The 16,980-nt window shown below is 66.8% G+C and carries 15 protein-coding genes and 1 pseudogene; 14 read left to right on the top strand and 2 right to left on the bottom strand.

Features of this window, described 5'->3' with window-relative positions; genetic code table 11:
* The first annotated feature begins 30 nt into the window (after positions 1-30).
* The 5 genes from trxB to AC3WMU_RS20400 are packed head-to-tail and all read left to right on the top strand — an operon-like array spanning position 31 to position 3,747.
* Positions 31-990: a thioredoxin-disulfide reductase gene (trxB, locus tag AC3WMU_RS20420; RefSeq protein ID WP_006223577.1), complete on the top strand. Its 960-nt coding sequence runs from the start codon at positions 31-33 to the stop codon at positions 988-990.
* On the top strand, positions 977-1,645 hold the full coding sequence (locus tag AC3WMU_RS20415) for a Smr/MutS family protein (RefSeq protein ID WP_280025860.1): 669 nt from the start codon (positions 977-979) through the stop codon (positions 1,643-1,645). Before trxB ends, AC3WMU_RS20415 begins: the two co-directional genes overlap by 14 nt.
* Positions 1,642-1,971: a DMT family transporter gene (locus tag AC3WMU_RS20410; RefSeq protein WP_492282883.1), complete on the top strand. Its 330-nt coding sequence runs from the start codon at positions 1,642-1,644 to the stop codon at positions 1,969-1,971. The genes AC3WMU_RS20415 and AC3WMU_RS20410 overlap by 4 nt, the downstream gene beginning before the upstream one ends.
* Entirely contained in the window at positions 1,968-2,615 is a 648-nt protein-coding gene (locus AC3WMU_RS20405; RefSeq protein ID WP_492282882.1) for a hypothetical protein, read from the top strand. The genes AC3WMU_RS20410 and AC3WMU_RS20405 overlap by 4 nt, the downstream gene beginning before the upstream one ends.
* Positions 2,602-3,747 (top strand): hypothetical protein, encoded by a 1,146-nt coding sequence (locus tag AC3WMU_RS20400; RefSeq protein ID WP_492282881.1) that lies wholly within the window; start codon positions 2,602-2,604, stop codon positions 3,745-3,747. Before AC3WMU_RS20405 ends, AC3WMU_RS20400 begins: the two co-directional genes overlap by 14 nt.
* Here AC3WMU_RS20400 and AC3WMU_RS20395 read toward each other — a convergent pair.
* Complete coding sequence (locus tag AC3WMU_RS20395; RefSeq protein ID WP_492282880.1) at positions 3,744-5,834, bottom strand: sodium:solute symporter family protein; 2,091 nt, start codon at positions 5,832-5,834, stop codon at positions 3,744-3,746. The genes AC3WMU_RS20400 and AC3WMU_RS20395 overlap by 4 nt on opposite strands.
* Positions 5,834-6,118: a DUF4212 domain-containing protein gene (locus AC3WMU_RS20390; protein WP_006223571.1), complete on the bottom strand. Its 285-nt coding sequence runs from the start codon at positions 6,116-6,118 to the stop codon at positions 5,834-5,836. Before AC3WMU_RS20390 ends, AC3WMU_RS20395 begins: the two co-directional genes overlap by 1 nt.
* Before the next feature lie 942 nt (positions 6,119-7,060).
* Between AC3WMU_RS20390 and kdpF the strand changes: the two genes are divergently transcribed.
* From kdpF to AC3WMU_RS20345, 9 genes and pseudogenes are all read left to right on the top strand, one after another.
* Positions 7,061-7,150, top strand: coding sequence for a K(+)-transporting ATPase subunit F (kdpF, locus tag AC3WMU_RS20385; RefSeq protein WP_006223569.1), 90 nt, complete (start codon positions 7,061-7,063; stop codon positions 7,148-7,150).
* Positions 7,150-8,946: a potassium-transporting ATPase subunit KdpA gene (gene kdpA / locus AC3WMU_RS20380; protein WP_424625432.1), complete on the top strand. Its 1,797-nt coding sequence runs from the start codon at positions 7,150-7,152 to the stop codon at positions 8,944-8,946. The genes kdpF and kdpA overlap by 1 nt, the downstream gene beginning before the upstream one ends.
* 22 nt (positions 8,947-8,968) lie before the next feature.
* Complete coding sequence (kdpB, locus tag AC3WMU_RS20375) at positions 8,969-11,128, top strand: potassium-transporting ATPase subunit KdpB (RefSeq protein WP_006223567.1); 2,160 nt, start codon at positions 8,969-8,971, stop codon at positions 11,126-11,128.
* A 43-nt stretch (positions 11,129-11,171) separates the two neighbouring features.
* Entirely contained in the window at positions 11,172-11,792 is a 621-nt protein-coding gene (gene kdpC / locus AC3WMU_RS20370) for a potassium-transporting ATPase subunit KdpC (RefSeq protein ID WP_424625434.1), read from the top strand.
* A gap of 51 nt (positions 11,793-11,843) precedes the next feature.
* Entirely contained in the window at positions 11,844-14,630 is a 2,787-nt protein-coding gene (locus AC3WMU_RS20365) for a DUF4118 domain-containing protein (RefSeq protein WP_035212743.1), read from the top strand.
* Between the two features lie 12 nt (positions 14,631-14,642).
* Complete coding sequence (gene kdpE / locus AC3WMU_RS20360) at positions 14,643-15,335, top strand: two-component system response regulator KdpE (protein ID WP_006223564.1); 693 nt, start codon at positions 14,643-14,645, stop codon at positions 15,333-15,335.
* A 117-nt stretch (positions 15,336-15,452) separates the two neighbouring features.
* A complete protein-coding gene (locus tag AC3WMU_RS20355) occupies positions 15,453-16,220 on the top strand; it encodes a TorF family putative porin (RefSeq protein ID WP_424625435.1) in 768 nt (255 codons plus the stop codon).
* Positions 16,221-16,363: 143 nt separating this feature from the next.
* Positions 16,364-16,693, top strand: a complete 330-nt coding sequence (locus AC3WMU_RS20350; RefSeq protein ID WP_454676225.1) for a hypothetical protein — start codon at positions 16,364-16,366, stop codon at positions 16,691-16,693.
* Positions 16,694-16,696: 3 nt separating this feature from the next.
* Positions 16,697-16,966: pseudogene (locus AC3WMU_RS20345) on the top strand (dihydrodipicolinate synthase family protein); the annotation flags it as partial.
* Between the last annotated feature and the right edge of the window lie 14 nt (positions 16,967-16,980).

Here is a 16,980-nt window from a genome sequence, read left to right as displayed (position 1 = left end):
AATTGGGCGTTAACCTAAAGATACCCGCCCATGTCCACGCCTACGCACGCTAAAGTTTTGATACTCGGTTCCGGCCCTGCCGGTTACACGGCGGCCGTCTATGCGGCACGCGCCAATCTGAGCCCTGTTCTTGTTACAGGTCTGGCCCAAGGCGGCCAGCTCATGACCACCACGGACGTCGACAATTGGCCGGCCGACGCGGATGGCGTGCAGGGTCCGGACCTGATGCAGCGCTTCCAGAAGCACGCCGAACGCTTCAACACCGAAATGCTGTTCGACCACATCGCCAAGGTCGACCTGTCCAAGCGCCCGTTCACGCTGACCGGCGACACCGGCAAGATTTACACCTGCGACGCCCTCATCATTGCCACCGGCGCCTCGGCCAAGTACCTGGGCCTGCCGTCCGAGCAGTCCTTCATGGGCCGCGGCGTGTCCGGCTGCGCCACCTGCGACGGTTTCTTCTACCGTAACCAGGACGTGGTCGTGGTCGGCGGCGGCAACACTGCCGTTGAGGAAGCCCTGTACCTGTCGAACATCTGCCGCAAGGTCACGCTGATCCATCGCCGCGACAAATTCCGCGCCGAACCGATCCTGGTCGACAAGATGATGGCCAAGGTCGAGAACGGCAACATGGCGCTCAAGACCTTCCACACGCTGGAAGAAGTGCTGGGCGACGACAGCGGTGTAACTGGCGTGCGCGTACGCCACGTGGACACTGGCGTCACCGAAGACATGCCGGTCACCGGCGCCTTCATCGCCATCGGCCACCAGCCGAATACGGAAATCTTCCAGGGCCAGCTGGAAATGAAGGACGGCTACATCGTCACCAAGAGCGGCCTGTCCGGCATGGCCACGATGACCTCCGTCCCGGGCGTGTTCGCCGCAGGCGACGTCCAGGACCACGTCTACCGCCAGGCCATCACCAGCGCCGGTACGGGCTGCATGGCTGCCCTGGACGCCCAACGGTGGCTGGAGAATGCGGGGCAGTAAGGTCGGCCTGGCCGACCTGAAACGCCTGAAGAAAGACCTGCAGGCCGAGCGCGAACGCGAAGCGCTCGCCAAGCGGGTCGCGGTGCTGAAGAAACCGGAAAGCGCGCCCCTGGATGACATGGCCGCTTTCCAGCGCACGATGAAGTCCGTCACGCCGATCAAGGCGGCCGCCCGCGCGGAGCACAAGCCCGTGGCAGAACCCGCCCCGGCGCTGCGCCGCGCCAATGCGCTGGGCGAAACGCCGTCGCGCGCGGACGCCGGCGTGTCTGACGGCGGCGAAATCACGCACCTCTTGTCCGAAGGCGGCACCGCCTTCGTGCGCAGCGACGCAGCACCCGACACCGCCCGCAACCTGCGCCGCGGTCAATGGCGCGCGGGCGCGGAGCTGGACCTGCACGGCCTGCGTGTCGAACAGGCCCGCCACGCGCTGCTGTCCTTTCTGGACGAATGCCAGGAACACGGCATTCGCTGCGTGCGCGTCGTGCATGGCAAGGGCTATGGCTCGCAAGGGCTGGAGCCGGTGCTGAAAGACAAAGCGCGCACCTGGCTGGTGCAGAAGAATGAAGTTTTGGCGTTTTCCGAGGCGCCAGAACGCGAAGGCGGCGCAGGCGCCCTGCTGGTGCTGTTGCGGCAATCCGAAGGAATGCGCAAATGAAATGGCTCTACCTGGGCGTGGCGATCATCGCCGAGATCTTCGCCACCAGCGCCCTGAAGGGCTCTGAAGGCTTCACCCGCCTGGTGCCGTCCCTCATCACGGTCACCGGCTACCTGATCTCCTTCTACTTCCTGTCGCTGACGCTGCGCGAGATCCCGGTAGGCATCGCCTACGCCATCTGGTCCGGGGTCGGCATCGTGCTGATCTCGATCGTGGGCGCGGTGCTGTTCAAGCAGCACCTGGACGCGCCGGCGATGATCGGTATCGGCCTCATCATCGCAGGCGTGGTGGTGATGAACGTGTTTTCGAAATCCGTCTCGCATTGAGCCGCCCCCTCGCGCCGCCGGCTGCGTCGTGGGTCCGCCGTTGGCTGGCGGCCTGGTTGTGCGTGGGCTGCCTTGCCTTCCTGCTGGCCGACAACGCGTGGTCGCAGGAGTTCAACCGCGCCGCAGAGCTCGTGCGCTACCGGGCGTGGCTGACGGATTTCAAGCAGGACCTGGATCGCCTGTCCGCCTCGCGGCGCCCGCTATCCGAGGCCGAGCTGGACACAATGTTCGCCCGCACGGTGGTGCCCGGATCGCGCGGAGCGGGATTCATCCGCCAGAGCTTCGCGCGGCGTGGCAGCGACGGGGCCTATCTGCCGCAACACGGTCCGCGAGCGGTGTTCCTGGGCGTGCTGGACAGCGGCATCCCCGCCGGCCAGGGCGGCGTGTATCCAGAAGCGGACCCGGCGTTAAAGGTCGCGGACCTGACCGTCTGGTATCTGCACGTGGACGTGGGCGACATGACCAATACCTACCTGCTGTCGGATAAGCATTTCACGCCCTATCGGCTGCCTCCCCCCGGCAAGCTGGAACGCAACGCCTACCCATTCCTGCTGATGGATACGCACGGCGGCGCACTGCGCTTGGGCGGGGTCAGCAGCGAACTCTGGGGGCTGGTTGCCTACCTGCACAATGCCGCGCATTGAACCCCTTCTGCGCCTGCTTGCGCTGACGGCGTTGTCGATGGCGCCCGGTCTGGCCAGCGCGCTCTGCGAGCCGTTGGCCGCGTCCGCCCAACGCCAGACGCTAGTCATGGACATCTCGCTGGACTACACCAACACATTGCTGGCACTGGACGGCTCGCGTATCCGCTCCTGGCGGCCCAACGTCACGGTGGAAACCGGTGCGCGCGCTACACCCGTCATCTGGGCCGAACGCGTGGATTGGTCGGTGTACGCGGCCTCCCCGGATGCCCGCATCGGCGTCACGATGTTGCGCTTCGAAACCAGCGCCGACGGCCACCAACGCCTGTGCGGCATTGCGCGCTACAGCGCCAACGCGGTTGTGGCGGCCCGTGCATCCGGCAAAACCGACCTGCCGCAGCCCGACGGAGAAACCCGCTACTACTATGGCGATGGCGACCGTCTGACCGGTTATGAAGAGCGCACCCGCGCGGCGGACGGCCGCCCGAACCCACCGGTACGCTACTGTCTGCGCTATGACGAACACGGCTGGCTGGCCGAACTGGGCGCCAACGATTGCGCCGCCGCCTCCCAACCGATGACCCGCTACGTGCATGACGCGGCAGGCCGGCTGCTGCGCGTCATCGCGTATCAGGAGAAATCCGGCGAGGCGTCGCAGGTCGTGGCCTATGACGGCCAGGGCCACACGGTGCAGCGCTACTTGCGCCCCCACATCGGGTGGGCCGAAGACGGCCCTGCGCTGGGGCTGCCCTATCGCGAGATTCAAAGCGACTACGCCGTGCTGGTATTGCCGGGCCCGAGCTGGAAGCCGCCCGTGCTGGATTCGTATCACTTTGACTGGGCGATCGTGCAGCCCACGCCTGACGAAGGCCGCCGCGACCTCTACGCCGCCAGGCGCGACCCCGCCCAGGTGCTGGCCAAGGGCAACAGCGGCGACGGCGGCCCGTCCCAGTTCGCCCTGACTGCGGCGCAAAAAAAGCGCATCTGGGAAGCCGCCGGCCAGACGCCGGGCAATGTGCAATGGATATGGGCGCCGGGCCAGACGTATACCTTGCTGCAAGCCATGCCCGACGCCGTGTGGGCGGCCTGCACCGATCCGGACGATCGCAAGACCGACGCCTGCGGCACGCCTTAGGTGTTTTCGGCCGGCGGGCGCGGCGCGCCCGGGTGGCGCAGATAATCCACCAGCGCCAGCGTCGCGCGGTCAGGCGGCGGCGTCAGCAGCGACACCACGATGATCGTGAGAAATGCCACGGGCGCGCCGAATATGCCGGCCGCGATAGGCTGGATGCCCCACCACAGGTCGACCGGTTGCGTGCGTGAAATGCCCAGCACCCATTCGCGCAGCCACGGATGCGTGTGCGTCATGTAGGCGAAGGTCACCGCCAGGCCTGCCGCCATGCCCAAGGTGGCGCCCCACTTGTTGGCGCGGCGCCAGAATACGCCCATGACCAGCGCGGGAAAAAAGGACGACGCCGCGAACGAAAAGGCGGCGGACACCATGAACAGGATATCGGCTGGCTTGCGCGCCGCCACCCAGGCCGCGCCGAACGCCACCACCAGCAACAGGATTTTCGACACCATCACCCGGCGCGCGGCCGACATGCGCGGCGACACCATCCGGTACCACATGTCGTGCGACAGGGAATTGGACAAGGTCAGCAACAGGCCGTCGGCGGTGGATAGCGCGGCCGCCAGCCCGCCGGCTGCCACCAGGCCTGAAATCACGTAGGGCAGCCCGCCGATCTCAGGCATGGCCAGCACTACAACGTCGGCGCCCATGCTGATTTCGCTTAGCTGCACGACGCCGTCGCGGTTGATGTCGGTGACGTCCAGCAGGTTGCTGTCGACCGCGCTCCAGGCGTGTACCCAATTGGGCAGGCTCAGGAAATTCGACCCCACGACCTGCGTATAGACCTCGTACTTAACCAATAGGGCCAGCGCGGGCGCCATGAAATACAGCAGCAGGATGAACAGCAGCGACCAGCACACCGACTTGCGCGCCTCGATCACCGAGGGCGTGGTGTAGGACCGCATCAGGATGTGCGGCATACCCGCGGTTCCCAGCATCAGGCACAGCACCAGCGCCAGGAAATTGATGCGCATATTGCGCCGCTCTTCCGGGTCTTTGGCGGGAAAGGGTTCGGCATGCGGCATGGGGGGAGCGGCCCGCGCTTCGAAGGTCGCACGGGCTTGCGACCAGAGGACGCGCGCATCTTCCACGCTGGCGGGATAGGCGGCCAATTCCCGTTCGGCGGAACGGATCTCGACCATGGGCGCATCGCTGGCGTTCAACTGCGCCAGCCGGCTACGCAGCTTGTCCTTTTCCAGCGTCCAGGATTCGGGCAGCGCCTGCACGCGCTGCGCCATCTGGTCGGCGTGCTGCTGCCAAAGCCGGCGCACCTCGATTTCGGACGGGTCGTTCTGCAGGTAGATCTCTTTTTCGGTCACCTGCTGCAGCACCACGCCGGCCGACAACTGCGGCACGGGCATATCGGTGTGCTTGATCGACAGCCACACCACCGGCACCAGGTAGGCGATGACCAGGATGATGTACTGCCCCACCTGTGTCCACGTCACGGCGCGCATGCCGCCCAGGAACGAACACACCAGCATGCCGCCCAGCGCCACGAAAATGCCCAGCTCGAACGAAATGCCGGTCATGCGGGTGGTGATGATGCCCACGCCGTAGATCTGCGCCACCAGGTAGGTGAACGAACACAGGATGGCGCAGGCCACGCCCGCCAGGCGCGGCATGTTGCCGCCATAGCGCGCACCCATGAAGTCGGGGATGGTGTACTGGCCGAAGCGCCGCAGGTATGGCGCCAGCAACATCGCCACCAGCACGTAACCGCCCGTCCAGCCCATGATGTAGGCCAGCCCGCCATAGCCGGTCAGATACAGCGTGCCCGCGACCCCGATAAAGGACGCGACCGACATCCAGTCCGCCGCCGTCGCCATGCCGTTGTAGATGGCGGGCACGCGCCGCCCCGCCACGTAGTATTCGACCTGGTCCGAGGTGCGGCACACGATGCCGATGCCCGCGTACAGGCTGACCGTGACCAGCAGGAAGACGTAGCCGATCCAGTTGCGCGGCATGCCCAGGATCTCGGCCAGCGCCATCAACAGGATCATCAGCGCGAAGCCGGCCGTGTACAGCACGTAGATGCGGCGCAGTCGGATCCGGAATTCCTGGGGAGTGTCTCCGCTGAAAAACGGCATCAGCGGTCCCCGCCTGCGGCTTCTGCCTCGGCGCGCTCGTCGGCCCGGTTCATGATCCGGGCATACACGCCGATGATGATCAGGTAGGCCAGCGGCGCCCCGTAAGCCGCCATCCAGAAAGCGAACGGCCAGCCGATGAAATCGAAGGTCAGGCTGCGGGCGAAAAAGGCGGGAACGAAGGTAAGCGCCGCCCAGACGGCCAGCAGCAACACAATCAGCCGCAAGTTGCGGCGCCAATAGGGGGTGGAAGCGGGCTTGGAGGTAGAAGCGAGGGGTTCGGGCATAGCTAGGATGTTCAGACCCTACCTGGATAGCGCGAAACGCTGCGTCTGAAAAGCCCTGGCGGATGATATTCGGGCTTTTTATGCGACAACGGCTGGCACTGCCTGGTGCCAGCCGTTGTGCGTTTTGCTTTTTTTGAGTACTGCTTTACTTTTTTTATGTACCGGTGCCGCCGGTATTTGCCCATGCAGGGCTTTGTCTCCTCACCTGCATGGGAAGAGATTCTGCACCAAGTGCGGGAATGCCACACTAGGGGAATGCCCTAAGACGGAGCATTCATTTACATATTCCATGCACCACAGTAGTGCAATTTGACCGCAGAGTTCTAAATATTGGGATTTTTTGGCGAAAAAGCACGAATTGAGCCAAGTTCAGAAATCCAGCCGATCCCGGAATATGACGATCGCCACCGCAGCATGCCCGGAATCGGGCGCCGCTCCAAAGCGCAGCACCCCCCCTCAAAAGAACCGCCCAACGCCCGCAAGAATGCCCCACACGCCACCAGAATAGCCGCGCCGCCGCCGGGCCGCCCCCAAGGCGGCGCAGCCCCCTTGGGGGGCAGCAAGCGCGCAAAGCGCGCGCCGCGTGGGGGCTCTCCCTGCGCCGCCGCCGGGCCGCCCCCAAGGCGGCGCAGCCCCCTCGGGGGGCAGCAAGCTCGCGAAGCGAGCGCAGCGTGGGGGCCATTTTTATTTTTTGTTTACACCCCCCTCCCGAACGTATATCCCGTTTTTATCCCCTGCTCCGTAACCTGCCGGTGTCCTGATTGGTCACCTGGCCTGCCCGGCGCGCATCCGCCTTTGCCGCGCAGGCCCGTCGTTCGAAGGGAGCCGTGCTCCCGGGAGGAAAAACGTGGATGCCATCTATATCGCCGTCTTCGCCGTCATGGCCGGGCTGACTGTCGCCCTGCTGCGCTTCTGCGAAGCCCTGTCTACGGGAGAGCCGTCATGAACTGGCTCTATTGGGTCAGCGGCCTGACCGCCGCCCTGCTGTTCGTGTACCTGCTGGTCGCCCTGTTCAAACCGGAGAAATTCTGATGACCGCCGAATTCGTCGGATTGCTGGTCCTGTACCTGGCAGTCCTGCTTGCGATCGCGCCCCTGCTCGGGCGCTACATCCGCATCGCCATGGAAAACGGGCAATCCCGGCTGACCGCCTGGGGCCGCCCGCTTGAGCGCGGCATCTACCGGCTTGCGGGCATCGACCCGCAGGCCGAGATGGGCTGGAAGCGCTACACCCTGGCCGTGCTGGCCTTCAACATCCTGGGCATCGTGGTCGTCTACGGCCTGCAACGGCTCCAGGGCATGCTGCCCCTGAACCCGGCCGGCATGGGCGCCGTGACGCCGGACTCGGCCCTGAACACCGCCATCAGCTTCGTCGCCAACACCAACTGGCAAGGCTACGGCGGCGAATCCACGATGAGCTACCTGACGCAGATGCTGGCGCTGACGGTGCAGAACTTCGTCTCGGCCGCCACCGGCATCGCCGTCCTGTTCGCGCTGATCCGCGGGCTGGCGCGGCACTGCTCGGCCACCGTCGGCAACTTCTGGGCCGACATGGTCCGCTGCACGCTGTATGTGCTGCTGCCCCTGTCCTTCGTGCTGGCGCTGGCGCTCGTCAGCCAGGGCGTGATCCAGAACTTCAGCCCCTACCAAGACGTGCAGACGGTGGAAGCCCTGCATTACGACCAGCCGCGCGTAGACGCCCAGGGCCAGCCGGTCCTGGATGCCAAGGGCCAGCCCGTGACTGATCCCGCCGTCACCTCGACGCAGACGCTGGCGATGGGCCCGGTGGCCTCGCAAGAAGCCATCAAGCTGCTGGGCACCAACGGCGGCGGCTTCTTCAACGCCAACTCGGCGCATCCGTTCGAGAACGCGACGCCGCTGGCGAACTTCCTGGAGATGCTGGCGATTCTGGCGATCCCCGCCGCGCTGTGCTTCACCTTCGGCGAGATGGTGGGCAGTCGGCGCCAGGGCATCGCGATCCTGGCGGCGATGACGGTGCTGTTCGCCGTCTTCGCGTTGGGCACCGCCTACTTTGAGCAGCAGCCCAACCCCATGGCGGCCCAGGCCGGCGCCGACAGCGCAATGACCGCGTTCTCGCCGGGCGGCAACATGGAAGGTAAGGAAACGCGCTTCGGCATCGCCGCGACGTCGCTGTTCGCCGTCATCACCACGGCCGCCTCCTGCGGCGCGGTCAACGGCATGCATGACTCCCTGACCGCGATGGGCGGGCTGTCGCCGATGTTGCTGATGCAGTTGGGCGAAGTGGTCTACGGCGGCGTGGGATCCGGTCTCTACGGCATGCTCGCCTTTGCCATCCTGGGGGTCTTCATTGCCGGCCTGATGATCGGCCGGACGCCCGAATACCTGGGCAAGAAGATCGAGGCCTACGACATGAAGATGGTCTCCATCGTCATCCTGGCCACGCCGCTGCTGGTGCTGGGCGGCACCGCGTTGGCTGTCTCCGTGTCGGCCGGCCAGGCGGGGGTGCTGAACCCCGGCATCCACGGCTTCTCGGAAATCCTCTACGCGCTGTCGTCCGCCGCCAACAACAACGGCAGCGCGTTCGCCGGGTTGTCCGCCAACACGCCCTTCTACAACGTGCTGCTGGGCATCGCCATGTGGTTCGGCCGCTTCGCCGTGATCATCGCCGTGATGGCGATGGCCGGGTCGCTGGCGGCCAAGCGCCGGCTGCCCGCCGGCCCCGGCAGCATGCCCACGACCGGTCCCCTCTTCGTGGTGCTGCTCATCGGCGCCGTGCTGCTGGTGGGCGCCCTGACATATGTGCCCGCGCTGGCCTTGGGCCCGGTCGCGGAACACCTGCAACCCTGAATGCAACAGGCTAGGAAAGAAAATGGCCAAGATTGAAATGCCAACAACCAGCGCAGGCGGCAGTGCCGCCCGCGCGCCCGCCGCTGCGTCCCAAGACCGTTCCTTCGGCATGTGGTCGCGCTCGCTGGTCGGGCCCGCCGTGCTGGACAGCCTGCGCAAGCTTTCGCCCGCCGCGCAGTTGAAGAACCCCGTGATGTTCGTGGTCTACGTCGGCAGCATCCTGACGACCTTGCTGTGGGTGATGGCCCTGCGCGGCCAGGCCGAGGCCCCTGCGGGTTTCATCCTGGCCATCTCCGTATGGCTGTGGTTCACCGTGCTGTTCGCCAACTTCGCCGAAGCATTGGCCGAAGGGCGTGGCAAGCAGCAAGCGGCCACCTTGCGCGGCCTGCGCACCACCATCAACGCCCGTCTGCTAAAGAATTTCCGCGAGGCGGACATCCGCGACGCGCAACCCGGGCAATGGCGCGACCAGGCCGTCAGCCAGCCCTCGGGCCTGCTGCGCCGCGACGACGTGGTGCTGATTGAAGCCGGCGAGACCATCCCCGGTGACGGGCAAGTGATCGCGGGCGTCGCCTCGGTGGACGAAAGCGCCATCACGGGCGAATCCGCGCCCGTCATCCGCGAATCGGGCGGCGACTTCTCGTCGGTCACGGGCGGCACGCGCGTGCTCTCCGACTGGATCTTCGTGCGCATCGCGGCCGATCCCGGCGAGAGCTTCCTGGACCGCATGATCGCGATGGTGGAAGGCGCCAAGCGCCAGAAGACGCCGAACGAACTGGCGCTGACCATCCTGCTGGTCGGGCTGACCGTGGTGTTCCTGCTGGTCGTCGTGACCTTGATGCCGTTCTCGATCTACGCGGTCAGCGCGGCCGGCGGCGGCTCGGCGGTCACCGTCACCGTGCTGGTGGCGCTGCTGGTCTGCCTGATCCCCACCACCATCGGCGGCCTGCTGTCGGCCATCGGCGTGGCAGGCATGAGCCGCATGATGAGCGCCAACGTCATCGCCACGTCGGGCCGCGCGGTGGAAGCGGCGGGCGACGTCGACGTGCTGCTGCTGGACAAGACCGGCACCATCACCTTCGGCAACCGACAGGCCTCCACCTTCCTGCCCGCGCCGGGCGTGTCCCCGCGTGAACTGGCGGATGCGGCCCGCCTGGCCTCGCTGGCCGACGAAACGCCGGAAGGCCGCAGCATCGTGGCGCTGGCCGACAAGGCCATCCACGCGCCCGCGCCCCACATGGCCGAGGTCGAATTCGTGCCCTTCACGGCGCAGTCGCGCATGAGCGGCGTGAACCTGGGCGACCGCATGATCCGCAAAGGCGCGGTCGATGCGATCCAGGCCTGGCTGGCCGCGCAGGAGACGACCGTGCCGGACCAAGTCTTGCGCCTGGCCGAAGACGTGGCCCGCCGCGGCAGCACGCCGCTGATGGTCAGCGACGGCAACCGCGCGCTGGGCGTGGTGGAACTGAAAGACATCGTCAAACCCGACATCCAGTCGCGCTTTGCCGAACTGCGCCGCATGGGCATCAAGACGGTGATGATCACGGGCGACAACAAGCTGACGGCGGCCTCCATCGCGGCCGAGGCCGGCGTGGACGACTTCCTGGCGGAAGCCACGCCCGAGGCCAAGTTGAAGCTGATCCGCGCCTATCAGTCCGAAGGCCGGCTGGTGGCGATGACGGGCGACGGCACCAATGACGCGCCCGCACTGGCGCAGGCCGATGTGGCGGTAGCGATGAACTCGGGCACCCAGGCCGCCAAAGAAGCCGGCAACATGGTGGACCTGGACTCCAACCCGACCAAGCTCATCGAGATCGTCGAAATCGGCAAGCAGATGCTGATGACCCGCGGCGCGCTGACGACGTTCAGCGTGGCCAACGACGTGGCCAAGTACTTCGCCATCATTCCCGCCGCGTTCGCCACGGTCTATCCGCAGCTCAACGTGCTGAACATCATGGGCCTCACCACACCGGCCTCCGCCATCCTGTCAGCCGTGATCTTCAACGCGCTGATCATCGTCGTGCTAATCCCGTTGGCGCTCAAAGGCGTGCGTTACCGGCCCCTGGGCGCTTCCGTGCTGCTGCGCCGCAACCTGCTGATCTATGGCCTGGGCGGCCTGCTGGTGCCCTTCGTGGGCATCAAGCTGGTCGACATGGTGCTGACCGCGTTGGGCTGGGTCTGACCCCGTTCGCCGCATCCAGCCCAACTGAAGAAAGGAATCCATCATGAAACACGCAACGCAATCCGCCCCCGCCCTGCCGCACTCGGGCGGCATCCTGCGGCCGGCGCTGGTCGTCTTCGCCGCCCTGTCCCTGGTGACGGGCCTGGCCTACCCCTTCCTGACCAGCGGCGTGGCGGCCGCGGTATTCCCGCACGAAGCGGCGGGTTCGCTGATCAAGCAGGGCGACAAGGTCGTCGGCTCGGAACTGATCGGGCAGTCCTTCACGTCGCCGCAGTACTTCTGGAGCCGCCCCTCGGCCACCGCGCCGATGCCGTACAACGCGGCGGCCTCGGGCGGGTCGAACCTGGGTCCGCGCAACCCCGCGCTGGCCGAAGCCATCCAGGCCCGCATCGCGGCGCTCAAAGCAGCCGACCCCGAGAACCCCACGCCCGTGCCCGTGGATCTGATCACGGCCTCGGGCAGCGGGCTGGACCCGCACATCAGCCCGGCCGCGGCAAGCTACCAGGCGGCACGGGTCGCCCGCGCGCGGCACCTGCCCCGCGAACAGGTCGATGCCCTGATCCAGGCCAATACCGAAAAGCCCTGGCTGGGCGTGCTGGGCGACCCCGTCGTCAATGTCCTGATGCTGAACTTGGCGCTGGACCAACTGGGCACGGGACGCTGATGCCGCAGCGTATAGTATTGCCAGCCTTCCCCACCCAACCCTTGCGCGTTCATGGCTGACATTGCTGGCGAGCGTCCCGACCCCGACGCGCTCTTGAAAACCTTGGACGACGCCGCGCGCCAGGCGGTGCGCGGCAAGCTGCGCGTGTACTTCGGGTCATCGGCCGGCGTGGGCAAGACCTACGCCATGCTGGTCGCGGCCCGGGCGCAAGCCGCGCAGGGGGTCAGCGTGCTGGCCGGCATCGTCGAAACCCATGGCCGCCGCGAAACCGCCAGCCTGCTGGAAGGCCTGGCGGTCTTGCCGCTGAAAGACATGGCGTACCGCGGCCATGTGCTGAAGGAATTCGACCTGGACGGCGCGCTGGCCGCCCGGCCCGGCCTGATCCTGGTGGATGAACTGGCGCACTCGAACGCACCCGGTTCCCGCCACGCCAAGCGCTGGCAGGACATCCAGGAATTGCTGTCGGCCGGCATCGACGTCTGGACCACGCTGAACGTGCAGCATCTGGACAGCCTGAACGAAGCGGTGGGCAGCATCACCGGCGTGCGCGTCTGGGAGACCGTGCCCGACGAGGTCTTCGACGCCGCCGACGAAGTCATCCTGGTGGACCTGTCGGCCGACGAGCTGCTGCGGCGATTGAAGGAAGGCAAGGTCTACCTGCCCGAACAGGCCCGCCACGCCACCCGCAATTTTTTCCGCAAGGGCAACCTGATCGCCTTGCGCGAACTGGCGCTGCGCCGCACCGCCGACCACGTCGACGACGACGTCCAGGCCTATCGGCGCGACCGCGCGATCGAACCCGTCTGGCGCACCCGCGAAGCCGTGGTCGCCTGCATCGGTCCGGACATCGACGCCGAATACGTGATCCGCAGCGCGCACCGGCTGAGCCAGCAGCTGGAATGCGACCTGCACGTCGTTACCATCGATACGCCGCGCGCGGCGCCCACGCCGCAGGCCGAACAAGACCGCATGCAGCGCAGCCTGGCCCTGGCGGATTCCCTGGGCGCGCGCACTGAAACCCTGGCCGGCGGCGACATGGTTGATGCCGTGGTGCGCTACGTGCGCCGGCACAACATCACCAAGGCCATTGTCGGCCGCACGCGGGCCACGGGCCTGCAGCGCCTGCGCCTGTCGGTGTCGGCCTTGCTGACGGCGGCCATCACGCCCGGCTGGCTATGGCGCCGGCACAGCTTCGCCGACATGCTGGCCGCGGGCTGCCCCGAAATCGACATCATCCGGCTGGGCGCCCCGCCCCTGCCCGCCAGCGCCGCTCCCGGCCGCGACCCGCTCACGCTGGGGCGCCGGGCAGGCCAGAACGGCGACGAACGCAACGCCCGCCCACTGGCCGGCTACGCCTGGGCGCTGTGCTACTGCGCGGCGGCCACGGGGCTGTCGATGCTGGCCTTTCCTGTGCTGCACCAGACCAACATCGTCATGCTGTTCCTGCTGGCGGTGGTGGGCGTCGCGCTGCGACATGGACGCGGGCCAGCCGCGCTGGCCTCCGTCGTCAGCGTGGGGCTGTTCGACTTTTTCTTCGTGCAGCCGCTGGCCTCGTTCGCCGTCTCGGACGTGCAGTACCTGCTGACCTTCGGCGTCCTGCTGTCCGTGGGCCTGCTGATCGGCCAACTAACGGCGGGGCTGCGCCTGCAGGCACAGGCCTCGGTCAAGCGCGAGGCCGATGCGCGCAGCCTGTACGAGTTCGCCCGCGAACTGTCGTCCGCGTTGCTGCCCGAACAGATCGTGGCCTCAGCCGGCGCCTTCGTGCACGCCACTTTCGGTTCGCGCTGCGCGCTGTACATCCTGGGCCTGGACGACCGGCTGAAACTGGCCTCGCCCGCGGCCGACGACATGCCGCCTCTGGAATCCGCGCTTGCCCAATGGGTCTATGACCACGGCCAGCCGGCCGGTGCCGGCACCGCCACGCTGTCCAACAGCGATCTGCTGTACCTGCCGCTGAAGGCGCCCATGCGCACGCGCGGGGTGTTGGCGCTGGCCGCGCCCCGCCGCAGCCTGTTCACCCATCCCGATTCGCGGCGCCAGATCGAAGCCTACGCCACGCTGATCGCCATCGCGCTGGAGCGCCTGCACTACGTGGAAGTGGCGCAGCAGGCGCTGGTCAGCATGGAATCGGAACGGTTGCGCAACTCGCTGTTGGCCGCCGTGTCGCACGACCTGCGCACGCCGCTGACCAGCCTGATCGGCATGACCGACACCTTGACGCGCCAGCAAGCGGCGCTGCCCCCCGACGTGCAGGACACCGTCCGCGCCATGCGCGACCAGGCGCAACGCATGCATGCGCTGGTCGTCAACCTGCTGGACATGGCGCGGCTGCAAAGCCGCGACACCCCGCTGCGCCTGGAATGGCAATCCATCGAAGAACTGGTGGGCGCGTCGCTGGCCGCCATGCGCGAACCTATGGCCGGCCATCACGTTACCGTGGCCAGCCTGTCGCAATTGCCGCTGGTGGAATGCGATGGCGTACTGATCGAACGCGTGCTGTGCAACCTGCTTGAGAACGCGGCCAAATACACGCCGGCGGGCAGCACGCTGCGCATCCACGCCGCGGTGCATGAAGCGGAACTGCGCGTGGCCGTCAGCGACAATGGCCCCGGCGTCGCCCCTGGCGCCGAGCGCCGCATCTTCGAAAAATTCACGCGCGGCGAGCGCGAATCGGCCACGCCAGGCGTCGGCCTGGGCCTGGCCGTGTGCGAAGCCATCATCTCGGCCCACCACGGCCGCATCTGGGTCGAGCACACGCCGGGGCTGGCCTCCGGCGCGCAGTTCGTCTTCAGCCTGCCGCTGGGCACGCCCCCTGCGATCCAACCCGAAACCCTTTGACCGGCCATCCGCATGTTTGACTACCAGCCTACCGTCCTGATCATTGAAGATGACGCCAACATCCGGCGCTTCGTCCGCCAGGCGCTGGAAAGCGAAGGGTGCGTGGTGCACGAGGCGGACACCGTCCGCCGCGGCCTGATCGAGGCCGGCACCCGGCAGCCCGACGCCATCGTGCTGGACCTGGGCCTGCCCGATGAAGACGGCATGACCCTGATCCGCGAACTGCGCGGCTGGACCGAAGTCCCCGTGCTGGTGCTGTCCGCCCGCAGCGCCGAAGCCGACAAGGTGGCCGCGCTGGATGCTGGCGCCGACGACTACCTGACCAAGCCTTTCGGGGTCAGCGAACTGCTGGCCCGCCTGCGCGTGCTGCTGCGCCGGCATGCGCGCGGCGGCGCGGGCAACGCGGCCGAGATCGCCTTCGGCGACGTGCGCGTCGACTTCTCCAAGCGCGTTGTCGAGCGCGCCGGCCAGCACGTGCATCTGACCGCCATGGAATACCGCCTGCTTGCCGCGTTGCTGGCACACCGCGGCAAGGTCATGACCCACCGCGAACTGCTGCGCGAGGTCTGGGGGCCGTCCCACGTGGAAAGCAACCACTACCTTCGGATCTACATGGGCCATCTGCGCCAGAAGCTGGAAGCCGACCCCGCCCAGCCCGTCTATCTGCTGACCGAAATCGGCGTGGGCTACCGCTTCGCGGGCTGAACGCCCGCGCCATTCTCATGCATTGATGCGGCCTTTACGCGGACGGCGCGAGTCTTGTCTCGCGCTTTATGCCGATCCTCCTATTGTTGCGATCCCGTTCAACAACTGGAGCATCCCATGTCCCGCAACACCCTGGCCGCGCTTGTCCTGCTGACGCTGAGCGCCACCGCGCACGCCAGCGACGCGCCCGCCGCCGCAGAAGCCCCCGCCGCCTCCGATTTCAGCCTGACGGCCAACGTCACGCTGGCCAGCCAGTACCGCTACCGCGGCCTGATGCAGTCAAACAACAAGCCCGCCATCCAGGGCGGCTTCGACCTGGCGCACGCCAGCGGCTTCTACCTGGGCAACTGGAACTCCAGCATCAGCTGGCTCGGCGACACCAACAGCGAGGTCTCTGCCCCCGTCGAGATGGACTTCTACGGCGGCTACAAGGGCAACCTGACGGACAACGTACCCGTCGACCTGGGCGTCTTGCAGTATTACTACCCCGGCGACTACCCGTCCGGCTACACCAGCCCCGATACCACCGAGTTGTATGCCGGCATCGGCTACGGCCCCGTGATGTTCAAGTACTCCATCGCCCTGACCAACCTGTTCGGCTTCGCCGACAGCAAATACAGCCAGTACTTCGACCTGTCGGGCAACATCGACACCGGCATCTGGGGCCTGACCGTCAACGCCCACGTCGGCCGCCAGATCGTGCGCAACGTCGACAACGGCTCCTATACCGACTGGAAGCTGGGCCTGACCAAGGACTTCGGTCAGGGCCTCTCAGTCTCGCTGGCGTACCTGGACACCAATGCGGACCGCGCCGTCTACACCAACACGCGCGGGCGCGACATGGGCCGCGCGACCGGCCTGCTATCGGTGACCAAGACATTCTGAGCGCCCGGGGCGTTGACGCGTTTTTTACGCGCCGCGCCCGCTTTTATCGGCAGGATTTACGGCGTCGTTCCTATAGTGGAATCGTCATCAACCAACCGGAACCGCGGACCGCGCCAGACGGCGCCTCCGCTCCCCCCGCCGCCATGATTCCCCGACTGGACCGCCGCAGCCACGCTTTCCCCGATCATTCCCCGGCCCCTTGCCTGCCGCCTCTGCCGCAATCCGAAATGGTGGCGCTGACGGTCAGGATCGACACGCTGGATGCCCTGAAGGTGCGCCTGGCGCTGCACCGCGAACTGGGCGACCGCATCGGCGTATACCTGCTGTCGGTGGACCACGCCCATGCGCAAAGCATCTTGCAGCTGCAATGCGCGCGCGGTGAACTCGACGCCTTGATGCACGCCGTCATGTGCGGCCTGCCCCAGGCGGAATTCGGCCCGGTGCGCCCGGCACCCGCGATCACGGTGCAATAAGCCATGGACATGCCAGCCAAGACGGTTTTCGACGGCATCTGGTTACCGATGGTCACGCCGCTGCGCGGCGGCTATGTGGACCTGGACGCCGCACAGGCGCTGGCCCGCTATTACCGCAACGCGGGCATCGCGGGCCTGGTCCTGTTCGGGTCCACGGGCGAGGGCAATCTGCTGAGCCTGTCGGAGAAGACCGACATGATCGAGGCCATCGCCAGCGATCCGCACGCGCTTCCTATGGTATTCGGCGCGGGCGGCGTTGATACGCGGGGCGTGGCCACCGCCATCCG

Source organism: Achromobacter sp. FW305-C-13 (assembly GCF_058783475.1).
The sequence above is the reverse complement of the archived record's forward strand: the minus strand, read 5'-3'. Positions and strand labels throughout refer to the sequence as shown.

Bases quoted from the DNA above. Each gene is read 5' to 3' on its own strand.
- trxB (WP_006223577.1), top strand. From the start codon at position 31: ATGTCCACGCCTACGCACGCTAAAGTTTTGATACTCGGTTCCGGCCCT.
- AC3WMU_RS20415 (WP_280025860.1), top strand. From the start codon at position 977: ATGCGGGGCAGTAAGGTCGGCCTGGCCGACCTGAAACGCCTGAAGAAA.
- AC3WMU_RS20410 (WP_492282883.1), top strand. From the start codon at position 1,642: ATGAAATGGCTCTACCTGGGCGTGGCGATCATCGCCGAGATCTTCGCC.
- AC3WMU_RS20400 (WP_492282881.1), top strand. From the start codon at position 2,602: ATGCCGCGCATTGAACCCCTTCTGCGCCTGCTTGCGCTGACGGCGTTG.
- AC3WMU_RS20395 (WP_492282880.1), bottom strand. From the start codon at position 5,834: ATGCCGTTTTTCAGCGGAGACACTCCCCAGGAATTCCGGATCCGACTG.
- AC3WMU_RS20390 (WP_006223571.1), bottom strand. From the start codon at position 6,118: ATGCCCGAACCCCTCGCTTCTACCTCCAAGCCCGCTTCCACCCCCTAT.
- kdpF (WP_006223569.1), top strand. From the start codon at position 7,061: ATGAACTGGCTCTATTGGGTCAGCGGCCTGACCGCCGCCCTGCTGTTC.
- kdpA (WP_424625432.1), top strand. From the start codon at position 7,150: ATGACCGCCGAATTCGTCGGATTGCTGGTCCTGTACCTGGCAGTCCTG.
- kdpB (WP_006223567.1), top strand. From the start codon at position 8,969: ATGGCCAAGATTGAAATGCCAACAACCAGCGCAGGCGGCAGTGCCGCC.
- kdpC (WP_424625434.1), top strand. From the start codon at position 11,172: ATGAAACACGCAACGCAATCCGCCCCCGCCCTGCCGCACTCGGGCGGC.
- AC3WMU_RS20365 (WP_035212743.1), top strand. From the start codon at position 11,844: ATGGCTGACATTGCTGGCGAGCGTCCCGACCCCGACGCGCTCTTGAAA.
- kdpE (WP_006223564.1), top strand. From the start codon at position 14,643: ATGTTTGACTACCAGCCTACCGTCCTGATCATTGAAGATGACGCCAAC.
- AC3WMU_RS20355 (WP_424625435.1), top strand. From the start codon at position 15,453: ATGTCCCGCAACACCCTGGCCGCGCTTGTCCTGCTGACGCTGAGCGCC.
- AC3WMU_RS20350 (WP_454676225.1), top strand. From the start codon at position 16,364: ATGATTCCCCGACTGGACCGCCGCAGCCACGCTTTCCCCGATCATTCC.